Here is a 16,616-nt window from a genome sequence, read left to right on the forward strand (position 1 = left end):
CCTTTCGCGCTTACCCAACGGGCTGCATTAATCAATAACCGCGATCCTCATTCAGCTTAGCCGGAGTGCGTGAGCGATCGCTGGCGCGCATTGCCGCATAGAGGGAGCATAGCTCCTGCAGGCTTTTGGTTCCCATACGCTTCATCAGCCGGGTACGCTGGACGCTGACCGTAGAGGGGCTAACCCCACGGATACGGGCAATATCATCCAGAGAATGGCCGCGCAAACTGAGCCGCATAATCTGTCGCTCGGCATGGGTAAAATTCAACCTGGCGGGCAGATAGGCCACGCTTTGGTTCTGCGCCGAGAACAGGCGCATCACCCTTAACGCCTGATGCAGCTCGTCTACCGTCAACCGCTCAGCTAAACAGAGCTTTAACAGGCCCGGAAACAGGCAGTTGATCGCCTCAAAATGGCGTTCGGAGGTGATGAAGATGGCGTAGTGCTCCGGCGGGTGGCGGAAGAAAAGAGCATAGATCTCCTGAATATCCATCCCATGGGTGACGTACATGCAGGCCGCATCGCTCTCTGCCTCCGTTCCCGCCTCATCGCTAAGCGCCTGCAGTATCTTTTCTACTCCATAAATAAATACACGATCCTTTCCATAAATGGTCATATTGTAGCCCCGAGGTCACCGTCTTTTATTATCCTTCCACATGGACGCGTTTTTGTGAGTGTTATGTCGTCAGTCAGGCAGATCAATACCGCGAGCCTATCCGTTTAGCTTTCGTTTAACTAAAGCACATCGCAAGCATTAGCCCCGATTTAACCATTGATACCGCCGGAGTATTTTTTAATTTTTAACAAAATAAACCCTTAAAAATATAGGAATAAGATTACCGTTAATTCAATTAAAGCCGTATATAGACCAGAAGAAAAAACACCAAAAATACCGCAACCACATGATTATAAATGTTAATTTTCTTTAGGATTATCTTTATAAATGTCATAAAAATTATTTAATCACTCTTTTAAATATTCAGATCTCGATCTCAAAACATCATTTCATTTTGTGTAAAAGTTATTTTCAATAAAATCACAAGCAGTGCAAATTCGTCATCACCGGGGAATAAAGAATAATGTGTGGTGAATCCCCCTAAGCGGCGGGGTCATGCTGAATAGAGGAATACCCTCATCGACGTTTCGTTTTTATAGACGGATCAGGAAGTCAGCGCCTGATTCACCGGGAGGCACCCGGCACCACACAACCATTTAAAAATTTCATTTGTATCGTTCTGCCTGCTTTACGGCAGGTCATTTCTTGTACCTTTGGAAAATAAAAAAAGTAGAGGCACCCTATGTTTCGCTCATTATTATTAGTCACAATTCCTTTCATCAGTATTGCTGCTCACGCGGTGACCTTTGATTATCGTCATGAAACGAATGACAAAGCCGGGAACAATCATAAAGATCGTCTGTTGATGTCTCACCGTTTTGCCAATGGCTTTGGCTTATCGCTGGAAGGAAAATGGAAAGGTTCGCAAGATAAAAATAAAGCCTATGATGAAACCGTGAGTAACGGCACCGAAGTGGTGGCGAGCTACGTGCATAAAATAAATAAGACCTTCCAGATTGAGCCCGGCTTCTCTCTGGATACCAGTTCGTCCTCAAATAACTATCGGCCCTATCTGCGCGGTAAAGCGAATCTGACCGACGATCTCAGCGCCTCATTGCGCTATCGCCCTTACTACAAGCGCAATTCAGGCAATATTGGCACGTCTAAAGACACCTCGGAGAACGGCTATAATCTGACCAGCGTTATTTCCTGGAAATTCCTCAAAGATTATCAACTGGATTATGAGCTGGACTATAAAAAAGCCAACTCCGCCGGGGTTATTTTAGCGGATAACGAAAGCTATGACTGGACCCATGATTTTAAGCTGACCTATAAATTTGATAAAAACTGGTCTCCTTATATGGCCATCGGCAACGTTTCCGGTAGTAAATCCACCGATGAACGCCAAACGCGCTATCGCGTTGGCGTGAAATATTCCTTCTGATAACGTCCTGTCAGTCAGATAAAAAATAAATAAGGGTTTAATTAAACCCTTATTTTCATTAAGAGGAAAATAATGAAGATTGCAAAAATCACCCTGGCATTGGGCGTTCTGAGTCTCTTCTCACTGAATGCGGGTGCCCAGGAGAACGAGCGCCTGAGCAGCGTAAAGCAGTTCGCCGACGTCGTGCTGGACAAAGCAAGCGATCGGTACGGGCATCACTCTCCCCTGCTGGCTAATGGCGTGGACCCACGCACCGGCAAACAAATGGAATGGGTATTTCCGGACGGTAAAGTGACCGTGCTGTCGAACTTCTCTGCCCAGCAAAACTTGATGCGGGTGCTGGTAGGGTTAAGCAACCTGACCGGCGAAACAAAATATAAACAGCGGGTCGCGGAGAATATACGCTACTACTTTGACCACTATCAGGATGCGAGCGGGCTGCTGCTATGGGGAGGGCATCGTTTTGTTGATTTAAAAACGCTGCAGCCTCAAGGCCCAAGTGAAAAAGAGCGGGTTCATGAACTTAAGAATGCCTATCCCTATTACGACATGATGTTTGCCGTCGATGACCAGGCGACCGCGCGCTTTATCAAGGCTTTCTGGAATGCCCATGTTTACGACTGGAAAACGCTGGAAACCAGCCGCCACGGGGAGTACGGCAAACCGATGGGCGCGCTCTGGCAAAGTGATTTTGTCCAACAGCCGCCCTTTTTCGCCACCAAAGGTCTGAGCTTCCTCAATGCCGGCAACGACCTGATCTACTCCGCATCGCTGCTGTATCAATACGATGGTGACGCTGGCGCACTGACGTGGGCAAAACGGCTGGCCGAACAGTACGTTCTGCCGCGAGATAAGAAGACCGGGCTGGGCGTATACCAGTTTACCCAACCGTTAAAACGCGCCGATACCAGCGATGACAGCGACACGCATTCGAAATACGGCGACCGCGCGCAGCGTCAGTTTGGCCCGGAACTGGGCCCGGACGCGCTGGAAGGCAATATGCTGCTTAAGGGCCGAACCAGTACGCTCTATTCAGAAAATGCGCTGATGCAGCTTGCCCTGGCAAAATCGCTCGGCAAAGACGGTGACGATCTCAAAAAATGGACTCTTGATGGCCTCAAGGCCTTCGCGACCTACGCTTACGATGAGCAGAATAATACCTTCCGCCCGATGCTGGCCAACGGCACGGATCTCTCCGACTACGCGTTAAAACGCGATGGCTATTATGGAAAAAAAGGGACGGTACTCAAAGCCTATCCGGCGGGAAATGAATTTCTTCTCTCCTATGCCCGCGCCTGGACGCTTGAACCGGATGATGCCATCTGGAAGGTCGCCCGCGGCATCGCGAAAGGCCAGGGGTTAGGCGATATCGGTGAACCCGGCGGCGCAAACCGCAGGCTGAATAGCCAAACGGAGAACCATCAGCCGTATGCGATTTTCGCACTTATCGACCTGTGGCAGGCCACCGGGCAGCGGGATTATTTGACGCTGGCGGATCGCATCGGCGCGAACATCATCAACAAGCAGCGCCTCAACGGCTTTTTTGTCGATGATCCTGAGGCCGAATATGCCAGTATCGATAGTATCGCCCCCTATGCGCTTCTCGCCCTGGAAGCCGCCTTCCGCAACACGCCGGACGCGGTCGCTCCGTTCCTGAACGGCGCTGGATTCACGGAAGGCGCTTATCGGATGGCTGACGGAACCGTGCGCTACTCCACCCGAGATGACGAGCTGTTCAGGCTCAGACCCGGTGAGCAGCTGAAACCGAACGGCAAAAAATAAAACTGTGCCCCATCGCCAGCGGTGGGGGACCGTACCGCGACGGGACAGCCCGCGCAAGCACCGCGCCGGGCCGCCCGGCGCTTACTTCCCGGCATCCAGCGCCGTCACCGCGCGAAAATAGGCCTCAATCGCCAGCGCCACATCGTCGGCGGTGACCGACTCGGCAGGATGATGACTGATGCCGCCTTTACAGCGGACAAAAAGCATCGCGGACGGCCAACGTTCAGCCATGGCGATAGCGTCATGTCCGGCGCCGCTCGGCAGGGTCAGCGAACGCCCCTGCACCGCCTGCGCCGCCTCGCTCAGTACCTGCTGCAATCCGCTATCGCAGGCGGTGGCGGCAATGCGGTAAAACTCTTCCGCGCTAAACTGCAGCTGGCGTTGGGCGGCAATCGCCTGTGCCCCCGTCAGCAGCGTCTCGAGCAGCGCATCGAGCGGCTGGTCGTGCGGCCCGCGAATATCCAGAGTCAGCGTAACGTCGCCGGGGATAACGTTAACCGCGCCGGGCGCGCAGCGCAGCGTGCCCACCGTGGCGACCAGGTTTCCGCCCTGCTCGCGGGTCAGAGACTCTATCAGCACCATCCACTCGGCGGTGGCGGCCAGCGCATCTTTCCGATGGCTCATCGGTACGGTCCCGGCGTGTCCCGCCTCGCCGGTAAAGCGGCAGTTCAGCCGACGCGCGCCGTTAATCGCTTCCACTACGCCTAAGGCCAGTCCTTCCTGCTCCAGGCACGGCCCCTGCTCGATATGCAGTTCCAGATACGCGGCGATCTCCTCCTGGCGGCGGGCGGCCAGGTGAATGCGCGCCGGATCCAGCCCGGCCAGCACCATCGCCTGCGCCACGCTGACGCCATCGGCATCGGTCTGCGCCAGCCAGCTCTCAGGCCAGGTACCGGTCAGCCCGCGGCTACCAAGCAGCGTAATGCCGAAACGCGTCCCCTCTTCATCGCAAAAGCCGACAATCTCAATGGCTTTTTTCAGCCGTCGCCCCTGTTGATGCAGGCGATGCACTACCTCAATCGCCGCCAGGACGCCGAGCATACCGTCATAGCGCCCGGCGTTGCGCACCGTATCAAGATGCGACCCCAGCAGGATGGCCGGCGCGCCCTCCTGCTCACCCTCATAGCGACCGCAAATATTGCCGACGCTGTCCTGCCAGACGGTCATCCCGGCCTGGGTCATCCACAGCGCCGCCCGCTGGTTAGCCGCAAGATGCTGTGGAGAGAGATAAACCCGGGTCAGGGCGTCCGACGTTTCGCTGATCGCCGCCAGCTCATCGGCGCGGGCCAACACCCTGGCCGCGGCCTGCTGCATATCCGCCTGCTGGCGTTGTGCTTGACTCATTGCGCGCTCTCGCTGCGATAGTGATCCCACGCGGCCTGCATCGCGGCGCCCTGAGTGGTCGGGAATTTGAGATAGTTAAGTACCGACTCCAGCGCGCTGAGCGTGGTCATCACGCAATCCTTACGCGCGTTGTAGCCCATGGTGCCGATACGCCACACTTTGCCGTGCAGCGGGCCGAACGAAGTGCCGATTTCAATGCCGAAATCTTCCAGCATCAACTTGCGTGCCTGGTCGCCGTTTATCCCCTGTGGGATGACGACGCCAAGCACGTTGTTCATCTTGTGTTTCAGGTCACCGAAGGTCTCCAGCCCCATCGCCTGAATGCCTTTTAGCAGCGCATCGCCGTGCAGCTTATGGCGGGCAATGCCGTTATCCAGCCCCTCCTGGAGGATCAGACGCGCGCACTCGCGGGCGCCGAACAGCGCGGTAGTGGCCTCGGTATGGTGGTTAAGGCGCTCCGGTCCCCAGTAGTCCATCACCATGCCGAGATCGAAATAGTTGGAGTAGATCATCTCCTCGTCGCCGTCGCGGTGGGCATCAGTGCGAATCCCTTCTTCGACGCATTTGCGGCGGCGAATCGCCTCCTCCATGCGCGCGCTGAGGGTAATCGGCGAGGTGCCGGACGGGCCGCCGAGGCATTTTTGCATCCCCGCCGAGACCGCGTCCAGCTGCCAGGCATCGGTTTCCAGCGGGTTGCCGCCCAGCGAAGCGGTGGCGTCGGTGTAAAACAGCACGTCGTAGCGGCGGCAGATCTCCCCCAGCTCCGCCAGCGGCTGCAGCATAGTGGTCGACGTGTCGCCCTGCACCGTCAGCAGCAGGCGCGGACGAATACGTTTGATGGCATCCTCCACCTGGTCCGGAGTAAACACCTCACCCCACGGCACTTCAATGGTGTGCACTTCCGCCCGACAGCGGCGGGCGATTTCGCACAGCAGATGGCCGAAGCGGCCAAATACCGGCACCAGCACCTTGTCCCCCGGCCGAATAGCCGAAACCAGGATCGCCTCAATCCCGGCCCTTGAGGTTCCATCCACCAGCATCGTCCAGCGGTTTTCGGTACGAAATACGCCGCGGTAGAGCGCCATCACTTCGTTCATATAATGGGTCATCGCCGGGTCGTACTGGCCGATCAGCTGGCTCGACATGGCGCGCAGCACGCGCGGGTCGGCGTTAATCGGGCCTGGCCCCATCAGCAGACGCGCCGGCGGATTGAGTTGCGGAAACTGTGTCATGTCCATTTTTGATTCCTTATTGATTTAAGCCGCGCACGGATGAAATAAACTGCTTCAGTTCGCTGGTCTGCGGGTTAGCGAACAGCGTTTTGCTGTCCCCCTGCTCCCAGACGCGCCCCTGATGCATAAACACCACGCGGTCGCCCACTTCGCGGGCAAAATTCATTTCATGGGTCACGAGAATCAGCGTCATGCCCTCCGCCGCCAGCTGCTCCAGCACTTTAAGCACTTCGCCAACCAGCTCGGGATCCAGCGCCGAGGTGATCTCGTCACAGAGTAAAACTTTTGGCGACATCGCCAGCGCGCGGGCAATCGCCACGCGCTGCTGCTGACCGCCGGAAAGACTGGACGGGTAGTAATCCAGCCGGTCGCCAAGCCCGACCTTTTCCAGCATCCGCTGGGCCAGTTCACGGCACTCGGCGGCGCTCTTCTTCAGCACCCGACGCGGCGCCAGCATCACGTTTTCCAGCGCCGTCATATGCGGGAACAGGTTAAAGTTCTGGAACACCATGCCGATAGAGCGGCTGATCTCCCGCGCCTGCGAGTCGCGGTCGGTAATAGTCATCCCGCCGAGCTTAATGCTGCCATCCTGATAGCCTTCCAGGCCGTTGATGCAGCGCAGCAGCGTACTTTTGCCGGACCCGCTGCGGCCGATAATCGAGATCACTTCGCCCATATCGATATCCAGATCGACGCCCTTGAGCACGTGATTATCGCCGTAATACTTCTGCATCTGATTAATGGTGATGAGAGGCATTGAATTTGTTCTCCAGATAACGGCTGTAGCGGGACAGCGGATAACACAGAATGAAATAGCCCAGCGCCACCAGCGCGAAGACTTTAAACGGCTGATACGTCACGTTGGTCAGCATGGTGCCCGCTTTGGTCAGCTCAACGAAGCCGATAATCGACGCCAGCGCCGTGCCCTTAATCACCTGCACGGCAAACCCCACCGTCGGGGCGATGGCGATCCGCAGCGCCTGCGGCGCAACGACCCGATAGAGCGTCTGGCCAAAGCTCAGCCCCAGACAGCGCGATGCTTCCCACTGCCCTTTTGGCAGCGCGCGGATGCTGCCAAACCAGATATCGAGCAAAAACGCGCTGGTATACAGCGTCAGCGCCAGCGATGCCGCGGTCCACGCCGAAACGTCGATGCCGAACAGCGCCACGCCGAAAAAGGCAAGAAACAGCTGCATCAGCAGCGGCGTTCCCTGAAACAGCTCAACATAGCCGCGGATCAGGCGCTTTATCTGGCGCCCGCCGGTCATGCGCAGCAGCAGCAGCGGCAGCGTGACCAGCGCGCCGCCGAGAAACGCCACCAGCGACAGCAGCACCGTCCAGCGCCCGGCCAGCAGCAGATTGCGAACAATGTCCCAATCGGTAAAGGTGGTCATCATGCCTGCACTCCCAGCCATTTTCGTCCTGCCGCCATCAGCAGCTGGCGCATCGTTATCGACAGCACCAAATAAATTCCTGTCGTCACCAGGTAGACCTCAAAGCTGAGGAAGGTGCGCGACTGGATCAGGTTAGCGGCAAAGGTCAGCTCTTCATAAGAGACCTGCGACACTACCGACGAACCGAGCATGACGATGATGCACTGGCTCACCAGCGCCGGATAAATGCGCTGCAGCGCAGGCGGCAGAATCACCTGAATAAAGGTCTGCGTCCGGGTCAGCCCCAGCACGCGCCCTGCTTCCCACTGCCCCTTCGGCGTGACCTGAATACCGGCGCGCACGATCTCGGTACTGTAGGCCCCAAGATTGACCACCATCGCCAGCAGCGCGGCCTCGCCCGCCGTCATCTTTAGCCCCAGGTTCGGTAAGCCGAAGACGATAAAAAACAGCTGTACCACAAATGGCGTGTTGCGAATCAATTCGACATACCCGCCCCAAATCCGGCTGAACCACGTGGGCCGCCCGCTGCGGATGGCGGCGCCGAAGATGCCAATCGTCAGGCCACCGAGCGTCGCCAGTACCGTTAGCTGGATGGTCACCCACAGCCCCGCCAGCAGCTCCGGCCAGTGCGGCCAGAGCGCAGAGAAATGAAGTTGCTCCGTCATGCCCGGACCTTATGCGCCGAGGCTGGCAGGCAGCGGCGCTTTCAGCCATTTCTCGGAAAGGCCGTTGAGAGTGCCGTCTTTTACCCCCTGCTCAATCAACGCATCCACTTTCGCCTTCAGGGCCGGTTGGTTCTTTTTCAGACCAATAAAGCACGGCGAATCTTTCAGCATAAAGCTCGGCACCGGCGCTTTATCGGCGTTCTGCCGGGCGATGGCCGCCACCACCAGGTTACCGGTAGCCACATACTGCACCTGACCGGAAAGGTACGCCGACAGCGTGGTGTTGTTGTCTTCGTAGCGCTTAATCTGCGCCTCTTTCGGCGCCACGCTGGTCAGCACCATGTCTTCCACCGCGCCGCGGGTTACGCCAACGCTTTTACCGCTCAGCGCCGCCGGGTCTTTCAGCTCAGCGCCTTTCGCGCCAAATACGCCGAGAAAGAACGGCGCGTAGGCCCGGCTAAAATCGATCACCTTCTCGCGCTCGGCGTTTTTACCCAGGCTGGAAATCACCAGATCTACCTTATCGGTTTGCAGATAAGGCACGCGATTGGCGCTGGTCACAGGTACCAGCTGCAGCTTGAGCTTCATCTCTTTGGCAAGATAGCGCGCCATATCGATGTCGTAGCCCTGCGGCTGAAGGTCGGTGCCCACCGAGCCAAACGGCGGGAAATCCTGCGGCACCGCAATGCGGATCACGCCGCGTTTTTCGATATCCTGCAGCTGGTCAGCTTTCGCCGCCGAGAGGTTGGTTAACAGACAAGCGGCCCCGGCCAGCGCGATCAACAGTTTCTTCATGATATTTACCCGTTACGTTAGCATGAAACAAAAGATTCTTTAAAGTCACTTCTGCAACTAATGTGCCAGATAAATTTATGCACTGCGCCATCGGCAACGCTTCGCTTAAAGGCCAGTAAAACAAGAGAAAGAGAAGAGTAAAGAGGAACCAGCGGCGCTGATTCCTGCATATTTCATCGCACCAAAACCATGCAAAGCACCACACTGGCGCCCCATCATCGCTGTTCCAGCTCATCCAGCTGCTGATAAAGCGTGGCAATATCGTGAATGCGCGGGCGACCTTTATCGAGAATTTCGTGCAAAAAGGCGTTCGACAGCAGATTGATCAGGCTGTTGACCGACGCGTAGCTGTCGTAGGCCGACACGCTATCCAGCGGCGCGCAAAGCCGCCAGCGCGCCAGCGGAAACAGACCGTGGGCCTGCGGCTCGCACATCAGCAGCACCGGAATATCGCTGCTCTGTAGCTGCTGCAGCAGAGGGCGAATGATTCGCGGGCGGCGGCGGAATGCCATCACCACCACCAGGTCGTCGGCGCTGAGATCCACCAGTTCCTCGCTCAGGCTTTGTCCGGGCTGCGGCAGCACCAGTACCTGCCCGCGCGCCTGCAGTAGCTGCTGACGCAGATGCAGCGCCGCAGGATAAGCATTACGCATGCCGACAATCACAATACGCCGGGCGGCGACCAGCGCCTGAATCGCCTCGGCGAACTGCTGAACATCCAGCGCGTTAACCCATTGTGTCAGGTTGGCCATCTCCTGTTTATAGTGGCGCGCCAGCAGAGTATTGCCCTGTACCGCATCGCGATTGTCGGTCAGCGGCATACCGCTCTGGCGCAGGGTACGCAGCTCATCGCGCATATCCTTATACTTCTCATAGCCCAGGCGCTTGAACAGCCGGCTGACCGTGGCTTTTGACACGCCGCTAAGCTGCGCCAGCTCTGCGCTGTTGTAGCTAATCAGGTCATCAAAATGATCGAAAATAAAATCCGCCACCCGCTGCTCCTGCGGCGATAATGACGGGTACTGCTCTTTCAGTCGTTCATCAAGCTGTTGCATAAGACCTCTGTAACTTTCGTTTCACCGCATCATAACCGTATCCGCATTCATAATGCATGCCAGTCCCGCCAAAAAAAGCGCGTTGTCGGCAACAGGTGAAACTTTACGTTCAGATATGGAACAGCTTTTGCAACCCTCAGCGGACGAGTCGCTTAATTGAGGAAAATTCATGCAAAGTCATGTTGCCGCCCACGGGATGGCGGTCGCCCCCCATCATCTGGCCAGCCAAAGCGCGCTGGCGGTACTGCGCGAAGGCGGAAGCGCCATCGAAGCCATGGTTGCCGCCGCCGCGACCATTGCGGTGGTTTATCCGCATATGAACGGCCTCGGCGGCGATGGTTTCTGGCTTATCGTGCCGCCCGAGGGCGACCCCATCGCCATTGACGCCAGCGGCGCGGCGGGTTCGTTAGCGACGCCGCAGGCCTACGCCGGCCTCGCGCAGATCCCCCATCGCGGTCCGCAGGCGGCGCTGACCGTGGCGGGCACCGTCAGCGGCTGGGACGAAGCGCTTAAGGTGTCGCGCGAGTTAACCGGCGCGGCCCTGCCGCTCACGCGTCTGCTGGAAGATGCCATCGGCTACGCCGCGAACGGTATCCCGGTTACCGCGTCGCAGGCCAGCGCGAGCGCCGATAAATTCAGTGAACTGCGCGACCAGCCCGGCTTCGCTGAAACCTTTCTGGTGGACGGCCAGCCGCCGAAGGCCGGGAGCCGCTTTCTGCAGCCGGCGCTGGCGAACACCCTGCGCCGATTAACCGAAGAAGGCCTGGATAGCTTCTATCGCGGGCCGCTGGCGGAGCAGCTGGCCCGCGGGATGGAAAAGTACGGACTGCCCGTCACCCTTAGCGACCTGCAGCAGCATCGCGCTCGCCGCCCCCAGCCGCTCAGACTGGCGCATCGACACGGCGAACTGTGGAACCTCGCGCCGCCGACTCAGGGGCTGGTTTCGCTGGCGATCCTCGGCATCACCGACAGGCTGGCGATGGCCGACGCCGACGATGCGATGACCGTCCACCGTATTGTGGAGGCGACCAAGCTGGCCTTCGGTCTGCGCGACGCGCACATCACCGATCCGCGCCACCTTGATGTTGATATTCAGAGCCTGCTGACACCGGCGGCGCTGCAGCCGCTGGCGGATAACATCGACGACCAGCGGGCGGCTCCGTGGGGCGCAGGTAAAGGCCCGGGCGATACCGTCTGGATGGGGGTGATCGATAAAAGCGGGCTGGCGGTCTCCTTTATCCAAAGCCTGTACCACGAATTCGGCAGCGGCGTGGTGCTGCCGGAGAGCGGCATTGTCTGGCAGAACCGCGGGGCATCGTTCAGCCTCGACCCGAGCCACCTGCTGGCGCTGGCGCCCGGTAAACAGCCGTTTCACACCCTCAACCCGGCCGCAGCAAAGCTGAACGATGGCCGGGTGATGGTTTACGGCTCCATGGGCGGCGACGGCCAGCCGCAAACCCAGGCCGCTATCTTCACCCGCTACGTCATGCAAAACGCGCCGCTGCAGGAAAGCATCACCCGACCGCGCTGGCTGCTGGGGCGCACCTGGGGGCAGACTTCCGACTCGCTCAAGCTGGAGGGCCGCTTCAGCGCCGAAAGCGTTGACCGCCTGCGTCAGTTGGGGCACGAGGTTGCAGTGCTGGCCGATTTCAGCGAAGCCATGGGCCATGCGGGAGCGATTGTACGTCATCCCAACGGCCTGTTTGAGGGGGCCAGCGATCCGCGCAGCAACGGCTCCGCCGCCGGATATTAGGAGCTGATAATGACAACATCGCAGAACGAATGGGACGCCTGGCTCTCGCAAATGGAACAGCTGCTGGCGCTGGAGCTGGACGATACGCGGCGCGCAGAACTCAGAGTGCAGTTTAGCCGCATTGCCGCCATGGCCGGGCCGTTGATGGCCTTTCCCCTCGACGAGCGCGTCGAAATCGCCGGAGTCTATAAAGCATGAAGCTGCCTGAAATGACCATTCACGAAATCCAGCGCGCGCTGGCCACCGGCGAACTCAGCGCCAAAGAGATTGCCCGCCACACCCTGGAGAATATCGCTCGCGTTAACCCGCAGATCAACGCCTGGACCCACGTCAGCGGAAAGCGCATGCTCGCTGAGGCGGAGAATATCGACACCCTGCGACGGGAAAAAAAGCCCCTGCCCGCACTGGCAGGCGTTCCCTACGCGGTGAAAAATCTGTTCGATGTCGCCGGCCATACCACCCTTGCCGGGGCGCAGCTGTTGAGCGATCGCCCTGCCGCCGTAGCCGACAGCTGGGCGGTGCGCCAGCTGCACAGCGCGGGCGCATTATTATCCGGCATGCTAAATATGGATGCCTACGCCTACGGTTTTACCACGGAAAACAGCCACTACGGGGCGACGCATAACCCGCACGATCTTTCGCGGATCGCCGGCGGCTCCTCGGGCGGGTCGGCAGCCGCAGTGGCCGCCGGGCTGGTGAATTTCTCGCTGGGCAGCGATACCAACGGCTCCATTCGCGTCCCGGCCTCGCTATGCGGGATCTTTGGCCTTAAGCCCACTTTTGGCCGCCTGTCGCGCTCCGGCAGTCATCCCTTTGTCGCCAGCCTTGACCATATCGGTCCTTTTGCCCGCAGCGTCGGCGATCTTGCGGCAGTTTACGATGCGCTGCAGGGGCGCGATCCGAGCGATAGTTTTCAGGCCGATAAAGCCAGCGAGCGTACGGCTAATCTGCTGCCGCGTGGTCTCGATGGCCTGCGCTGCGCCGCGCTCGGCGGCTATTTTACGACATGGTGCGATGACGATGCCCGTGCGGCGGTTGCCAGCGTTGCCCACGCCCTTGAGGCGCATGAGGAGCTGATATTCCCGGAGGCCGAACTGGCCCGCTCGGCGGCGTTTATTATCAGCGCCGCCGAGGGCGGTAACCAGTACCTGCCCGCGCTGCGGAGCCAGCCCGAACGTTTTGAGCCGAACTCCCGCGAGCGACTGCTGGCCGGCGCGATGATCCCCTCCTCCTGGTATCTCCAGGCTCAGCGCTTTCGCCGTTATGCGCAGCAGGCGTTCAAAGGCCTGTTCGCTCATGCCGATGTGCTAATCGCCCCGGCCACGCCGTGCAGCGCGACGCTCATCGGCGCGCAGACCATGGAGATCGACGGCCAGCTGCTGCCGATTCGCGCCAGCATGGGGATGCTGACCCAACCCATCTCCTTCCTTGGCCTGCCGGTCGTCACGGTGCCGCTGCGCACAGCGAACGGTCAGCCGATTGGCCTGCAGCTGATTGCCGCGCCCTTTAATGAACAAGCCTGTCTGCGCGCGGCGCGGGCGCTGGAAGAGATGGGCATCACCGACGCCCGCCCGGTGGAGATCGCCGCATGATGAGCCCAGAACAGATTAATCGCCCGTTGGTTCTCGCCGAGGTGACGGCGGCGTTTTACCGCTATGAGGAAGCGCTGGTGAGCAACGACATCGCGGTGCTGGATGAGCTGTTCTGGCACGATAAGCGCACGGTGCGGCTGGGGGCCGGGGAAAATCTTTACGGCATCGATGAAATCCGCGCCTTTCGCGCCGCCCGTCCGGCAGCGGGTTTGCAGCGCGAGCTGCGGCATACCATCATCACCACCTTTGGCGAGGATTACGCGGTGTGTAGCACCGAATTCACCCGCGCAGGCAGCGAGCGCATCGGTCGCCAGCAGCAGACCTGGGTACGCTTCCCCTTTGGCTGGCGCATCGTCGCCGCTCAGGTCAGTTTGATGAGTTAAGCCCTGCGCATTTCCCGGTATCCCCCGGGTTGCGCTGCGCTTACCCGGGCTACGGGTCCGCAAACGTCTGCGATCCAGTAGCCCGGACAGATGTGCAGCATCGCCTCCGGGAAATGATGCCACTCTGCGCTATGCTCCCGGGTTGCGCTGCGCTTACCCGGGGAACGACTTTACCCCCTGAACGGATGAACGTCGCGCCAGTGGTCGGCAATCTGCTGACGGGTACAGACCCAAACCAGGTCGTGCTGCTGCACATAATCAAGGAAGCGCTGCAGCGCCCGGAAGCGGCCCGGGCGCCCCAGCAGGCGACAGTGCATACCGATGGACATCATCTTCGGCGCGCTGGCCCCCTCCGCGTACAGCACATCGAAGCTGTCTTTTAAATAGGTATAAAACTGCTCGGCGGTATTGAACCCCTGGGCAGTGGCGAAGCGCATATCGTTAGCGTCGAGGGTATAAGGCACGATCAGGTGCGGCCTACGCGAACCGTCGCTACAGGCCACTTCGCTCCAGAACGGCAGGTCGTCGCCATAATAGTCGCTGTCGTAATCAAAACCGCCGTGCTCCACCACCAACTGGCGGGTATGGGGGCTGTCGCGCCCGGTATACCAGCCGGTGGGCGGTTTGCCAAACAGGTCGGTTAATACCTGCACGGCTTTATGAAGATGCTCCCGCTCCTGCTCGATAGGCATATTCTGGTAATGAATCCAGCGCCAGCCGTGACTGACCACGTCATAGTTCGCCCTCTTAATCGCCTCGACCACCTCGGGATGCCGCGCCAGCGCCATCGCGACGCCGAACACGGTCAACGGCAATCCCCGTTTGCTGAACTCATTATGGATGCGCCAGAAACCGGCGCGGCTGCCGTACTCATACAGCGAATCCATCGACATATGCCGGTCAGGATAGCTGGCGGCGCCGATAATATCGGACAGAAACTGTTCAGAACCGGCATCGCCGTGCAGCACGTGGTTTTCCGAGCCCTCTTCATAGTTCAGCACAAACTGCACGGCGATGCGCGCGTTGTTCGGCCACCGCGCGTGCGGCGGCTGTCCGCCGTAGCCGCGCAGGTCGCGCGGGTAATCTTCTGCCAAAAATACCATCTGCCACCTCTTTCATTTAAAACGGGGTTAATGCCTGAAATTTGCCGCTCAACGCCTTGCTTTCCGGAAAGGCTAAATCGCCCTGCTTGCTGGTCGACAGGCCTAACGCCACCAGCGACTCAACCATTTTGACCGCCGCGCTGACGCCATCGATTACCGGTACGCGCAGCTCGCGGGTCAGCTCCTGAGCCAGCGTCGCCATCCCGCCGCATCCCAGTACGATAGCCCCGCAGCCGTCCTCCTTTAGCGCCTGAATACAGCGCGCGCGCACCTTCTCCTGCGCCAGACCACTACCGTCCTCCAGCGCCAGCACCGGTAAATCAATGGCGTGCAGGGCGGCGCAGTGGTGATGGAAACCGTACTGGTGCAGCAGATGACGGGCGATGATCAGGGTGCGCGGCAGCGTGGTCACGATGGAGAAACGGGTGGCCACCAGCGTCGCCATATGCATCGCCGCTTCGGCGATTCCCACCACCGGTCCCTGCGCCAGCTCGCGCGCCGCCAGCAGCCCGGGGTCGCCAAAGCAGGCGATGACATGACCATCAACGCCCTGCTGGCGACCGGCCTTAATTTGCTCGAGCACGCCGACAGCGGCGATGGCTTCATCAAAGTGGCCCTCTATCGAGGGCACCCCTTCGCCGGGGCAGACCGCCAGAATCTCGGTTCCCGGCGCTGCCACCGCCCGCGCGGCGGCGCCGATGCTTTCCGTCATGGCCAGGCTGGTGTTGGGATTGATCACTTGTATACAAACGGCGGCCATTACGGCTCCTTATAGCCGGCAAACAGCCGGGCAAAATCAGGCAGGGTCACGCCAGAACGCTCAAAGCAGAGACTGGCGACAATATGTTCAAAATGGTGGCTTAAGGCGTCGCTCAGGGGCTGCAGCGTTTTATCGCGCAGCAGCTGGATCAGCCGTTCGTGATCGTCGCAGCGGCAGCCCTGCCGCCACGGCGATCCCCACGCCGCGATAACTAATGAAGAGCGCTGGCTCAGGCGGGTCACCATCTCAGTGAGCACCTGATTGCCGGAGATCGCCTGCAGCTGAATATGAAACTCGGCGGAATAGCGAATCGCCGCCGGGCCGTCATGGCTTTCGTGGGCCAGCTGTTCCTGGCGGGTGATGGCTTCCAGCGCCGCCAGGTGCGGCGGCTGACAGCGGGCCAGCACATCCGGCAGGTTGGCCACTTCCAATAGCGCGCGGGTACGGAAGATCGCCTGCGCCTCTTCAACCGTCGGGCTGGCAACCTGTGCACCACGTTTGGGCGTCAGGATGACCATTTGCACGGTTGCGAGTCGCTGTAGCACTTTTCTGATCCCGGTACGGCTCACGCCAAACACCTCCGCCAGCGCCTCCTCCGGCAGTTTGCTGCCCGGCGGTAGCTGATGCTCGACGATAGCGGTCATCAGCGCCTGAAAGATGGACTCGTCTTTGTCATGCAGCTCTGGCGCGGCCTGCAGCCGTTGTTGGTTGTTCATTAACCACTCCAAATTTTACTTTTTGACACCGAATCGTATACA

General features: G+C 59.1%; 16 protein-coding genes and 1 pseudogene. 6 read left to right on the plus strand and 11 right to left on the minus strand.

The window, feature by feature from the left end:
* Positions 1-31 precede the first annotated feature (31 nt).
* Positions 32-616 (minus strand): helix-turn-helix transcriptional regulator, encoded by a 585-nt coding sequence (locus ACSIPU_RS20205; protein WP_016807383.1) that lies wholly within the window; start codon positions 614-616, stop codon positions 32-34.
* Between the two features lie 682 nt (positions 617-1,298).
* Here ACSIPU_RS20205 and ACSIPU_RS20210 point away from each other — a divergent pair.
* Together ACSIPU_RS20210 and ACSIPU_RS20215 are read left to right on the plus strand one after the other, a co-directional pair.
* The gene (locus ACSIPU_RS20210) at positions 1,299-2,000 is read left to right on the plus strand and encodes an oligogalacturonate-specific porin KdgM family protein (protein WP_004100915.1); all 702 of its coding nucleotides are present in this window, start codon (positions 1,299-1,301) and stop codon (positions 1,998-2,000) included.
* A 72-nt stretch (positions 2,001-2,072) separates the two neighbouring features.
* Positions 2,073-3,782 carry a pectate lyase gene (locus ACSIPU_RS20215; RefSeq protein ID WP_004100914.1) on the plus strand — a complete coding sequence of 570 codons (1,710 nt, stop codon included), beginning with the start codon at positions 2,073-2,075 and terminating at the stop codon, positions 3,780-3,782.
* A gap of 81 nt (positions 3,783-3,863) precedes the next feature.
* On the opposite strand, the gene hpxK is transcribed toward ACSIPU_RS20215, so the two are convergent.
* The 7 genes from hpxK to hpxU form a co-directional block, all read right to left on the minus strand.
* Positions 3,864-5,126: an allantoate amidohydrolase gene (gene hpxK / locus ACSIPU_RS20220; RefSeq protein ID WP_196558001.1), complete on the minus strand. Its 1,263-nt coding sequence runs from the start codon at positions 5,124-5,126 to the stop codon at positions 3,864-3,866.
* Positions 5,123-6,364, minus strand: coding sequence for a pyridoxal-phosphate-dependent aminotransferase family protein (locus ACSIPU_RS20225; protein WP_004100908.1), 1,242 nt, complete (start codon positions 6,362-6,364; stop codon positions 5,123-5,125). Before ACSIPU_RS20225 ends, hpxK begins: the two co-directional genes overlap by 4 nt.
* A gap of 10 nt (positions 6,365-6,374) precedes the next feature.
* Positions 6,375-7,115 carry an amino acid ABC transporter ATP-binding protein gene (locus tag ACSIPU_RS20230; protein ID WP_004100907.1) on the minus strand — a complete coding sequence of 247 codons (741 nt, stop codon included), beginning with the start codon at positions 7,113-7,115 and terminating at the stop codon, positions 6,375-6,377.
* On the minus strand, positions 7,096-7,752 hold the full coding sequence (locus tag ACSIPU_RS20235; protein ID WP_032704835.1) for an amino acid ABC transporter permease: 657 nt from the start codon (positions 7,750-7,752) through the stop codon (positions 7,096-7,098). Before ACSIPU_RS20235 ends, ACSIPU_RS20230 begins: the two co-directional genes overlap by 20 nt.
* Positions 7,752-8,417 carry an amino acid ABC transporter permease gene (locus ACSIPU_RS20240; RefSeq protein WP_004100905.1) on the minus strand — a complete coding sequence of 222 codons (666 nt, stop codon included), beginning with the start codon at positions 8,415-8,417 and terminating at the stop codon, positions 7,752-7,754. Before ACSIPU_RS20240 ends, ACSIPU_RS20235 begins: the two co-directional genes overlap by 1 nt.
* Before the next feature lie 9 nt (positions 8,418-8,426).
* Positions 8,427-9,212: a transporter substrate-binding domain-containing protein gene (locus ACSIPU_RS20245; protein ID WP_024274004.1), complete on the minus strand. Its 786-nt coding sequence runs from the start codon at positions 9,210-9,212 to the stop codon at positions 8,427-8,429.
* Positions 9,213-9,427: 215 nt separating this feature from the next.
* Entirely contained in the window at positions 9,428-10,267 is an 840-nt protein-coding gene (gene hpxU, locus ACSIPU_RS20250; RefSeq protein ID WP_004100902.1) for a MurR/RpiR family transcriptional regulator HpxU, read from the minus strand.
* 169 nt (positions 10,268-10,436) lie between these two features.
* On the opposite strand from hpxU, the gene hpxW reads away from it, so the two are divergent.
* From hpxW to hpxZ, 4 genes are read left to right on the plus strand one after another with little or no spacing between them, the layout of a single operon-like run.
* Positions 10,437-12,020 carry an oxamate amidohydrolase gene (gene hpxW / locus ACSIPU_RS20255; RefSeq protein WP_435322258.1) on the plus strand — a complete coding sequence of 528 codons (1,584 nt, stop codon included), beginning with the start codon at positions 10,437-10,439 and terminating at the stop codon, positions 12,018-12,020.
* Positions 12,021-12,029: 9 nt separating this feature from the next.
* A complete protein-coding gene (hpxX, locus tag ACSIPU_RS20260; protein WP_004100898.1) occupies positions 12,030-12,218 on the plus strand; it encodes an oxalurate catabolism protein HpxX in 189 nt (62 codons plus the stop codon).
* On the plus strand, positions 12,215-13,612 hold the full coding sequence (locus tag ACSIPU_RS20265) for an AtzE family amidohydrolase (protein WP_047720001.1): 1,398 nt from the start codon (positions 12,215-12,217) through the stop codon (positions 13,610-13,612). Before hpxX ends, ACSIPU_RS20265 begins: the two co-directional genes overlap by 4 nt.
* Positions 13,609-13,995 carry an oxalurate catabolism protein HpxZ gene (gene hpxZ / locus ACSIPU_RS20270; RefSeq protein WP_004100894.1) on the plus strand — a complete coding sequence of 129 codons (387 nt, stop codon included), beginning with the start codon at positions 13,609-13,611 and terminating at the stop codon, positions 13,993-13,995. Before ACSIPU_RS20265 ends, hpxZ begins: the two co-directional genes overlap by 4 nt.
* Before the next feature lie 170 nt (positions 13,996-14,165).
* Here hpxZ and puuE read toward each other — a convergent pair whose 3' ends face one another.
* The 3 genes and pseudogenes from puuE to ACSIPU_RS20285 all read right to left on the minus strand — a co-directional run bounded on the left by puuE (position 14,166) and on the right by ACSIPU_RS20285 (position 16,574).
* Complete coding sequence (gene puuE, locus ACSIPU_RS20275) at positions 14,166-15,098, minus strand: allantoinase PuuE (RefSeq protein WP_196558002.1); 933 nt, start codon at positions 15,096-15,098, stop codon at positions 14,166-14,168.
* 40 nt (positions 15,099-15,138) lie between these two features.
* Positions 15,139-15,858, minus strand: a pseudogene (gene hpxA / locus ACSIPU_RS20280) (allantoin racemase); the annotation flags it as partial.
* Positions 15,858-16,574 carry a GntR family transcriptional regulator gene (locus ACSIPU_RS20285; RefSeq protein ID WP_004100889.1) on the minus strand — a complete coding sequence of 239 codons (717 nt, stop codon included), beginning with the start codon at positions 16,572-16,574 and terminating at the stop codon, positions 15,858-15,860. The gene ACSIPU_RS20285 and the pseudogene hpxA, both read right to left, overlap by 1 nt.
* Positions 16,575-16,616 lie beyond the last annotated feature (42 nt).

Origin of the sequence: Klebsiella sp. HN106, from assembly GCF_051209435.1 — a bacterium.
In the GTDB taxonomy this organism is placed as follows: domain Bacteria; phylum Pseudomonadota; class Gammaproteobacteria; order Enterobacterales; family Enterobacteriaceae; genus Klebsiella; species Klebsiella oxytoca.

Coding starts and splice junctions, on each gene's coding strand:
- ACSIPU_RS20225 (WP_004100908.1), bottom strand. CDS start 6,364: ATGGACATGACACAGTTTCCGCAACTCAATCCGCCGGCGCGTCTGCTG.
- ACSIPU_RS20205 (WP_016807383.1), bottom strand. CDS start 616: ATGACCATTTATGGAAAGGATCGTGTATTTATTTATGGAGTAGAAAAG.
- ACSIPU_RS20230 (WP_004100907.1), bottom strand. CDS start 7,115: ATGCCTCTCATCACCATTAATCAGATGCAGAAGTATTACGGCGATAAT.
- hpxU (WP_004100902.1), bottom strand. CDS start 10,267: ATGCAACAGCTTGATGAACGACTGAAAGAGCAGTACCCGTCATTATCG.
- hpxK (WP_196558001.1), bottom strand. CDS start 5,126: ATGAGTCAAGCACAACGCCAGCAGGCGGATATGCAGCAGGCCGCGGCC.
- ACSIPU_RS20245 (WP_024274004.1), bottom strand. CDS start 9,212: ATGAAGAAACTGTTGATCGCGCTGGCCGGGGCCGCTTGTCTGTTAACC.
- ACSIPU_RS20235 (WP_032704835.1), bottom strand. CDS start 7,752: ATGACCACCTTTACCGATTGGGACATTGTTCGCAATCTGCTGCTGGCC.
- ACSIPU_RS20240 (WP_004100905.1), bottom strand. CDS start 8,417: ATGACGGAGCAACTTCATTTCTCTGCGCTCTGGCCGCACTGGCCGGAG.
- ACSIPU_RS20215 (WP_004100914.1), top strand. CDS start 2,073: ATGAAGATTGCAAAAATCACCCTGGCATTGGGCGTTCTGAGTCTCTTC.
- hpxW (WP_435322258.1), top strand. CDS start 10,437: ATGCAAAGTCATGTTGCCGCCCACGGGATGGCGGTCGCCCCCCATCAT.
- hpxZ (WP_004100894.1), top strand. CDS start 13,609: ATGATGAGCCCAGAACAGATTAATCGCCCGTTGGTTCTCGCCGAGGTG.
- ACSIPU_RS20265 (WP_047720001.1), top strand. CDS start 12,215: ATGAAGCTGCCTGAAATGACCATTCACGAAATCCAGCGCGCGCTGGCC.
- hpxX (WP_004100898.1), top strand. CDS start 12,030: ATGACAACATCGCAGAACGAATGGGACGCCTGGCTCTCGCAAATGGAA.
- puuE (WP_196558002.1), bottom strand. CDS start 15,098: ATGGTATTTTTGGCAGAAGATTACCCGCGCGACCTGCGCGGCTACGGC.
- ACSIPU_RS20285 (WP_004100889.1), bottom strand. CDS start 16,574: ATGAACAACCAACAACGGCTGCAGGCCGCGCCAGAGCTGCATGACAAA.
- ACSIPU_RS20210 (WP_004100915.1), top strand. CDS start 1,299: ATGTTTCGCTCATTATTATTAGTCACAATTCCTTTCATCAGTATTGCT.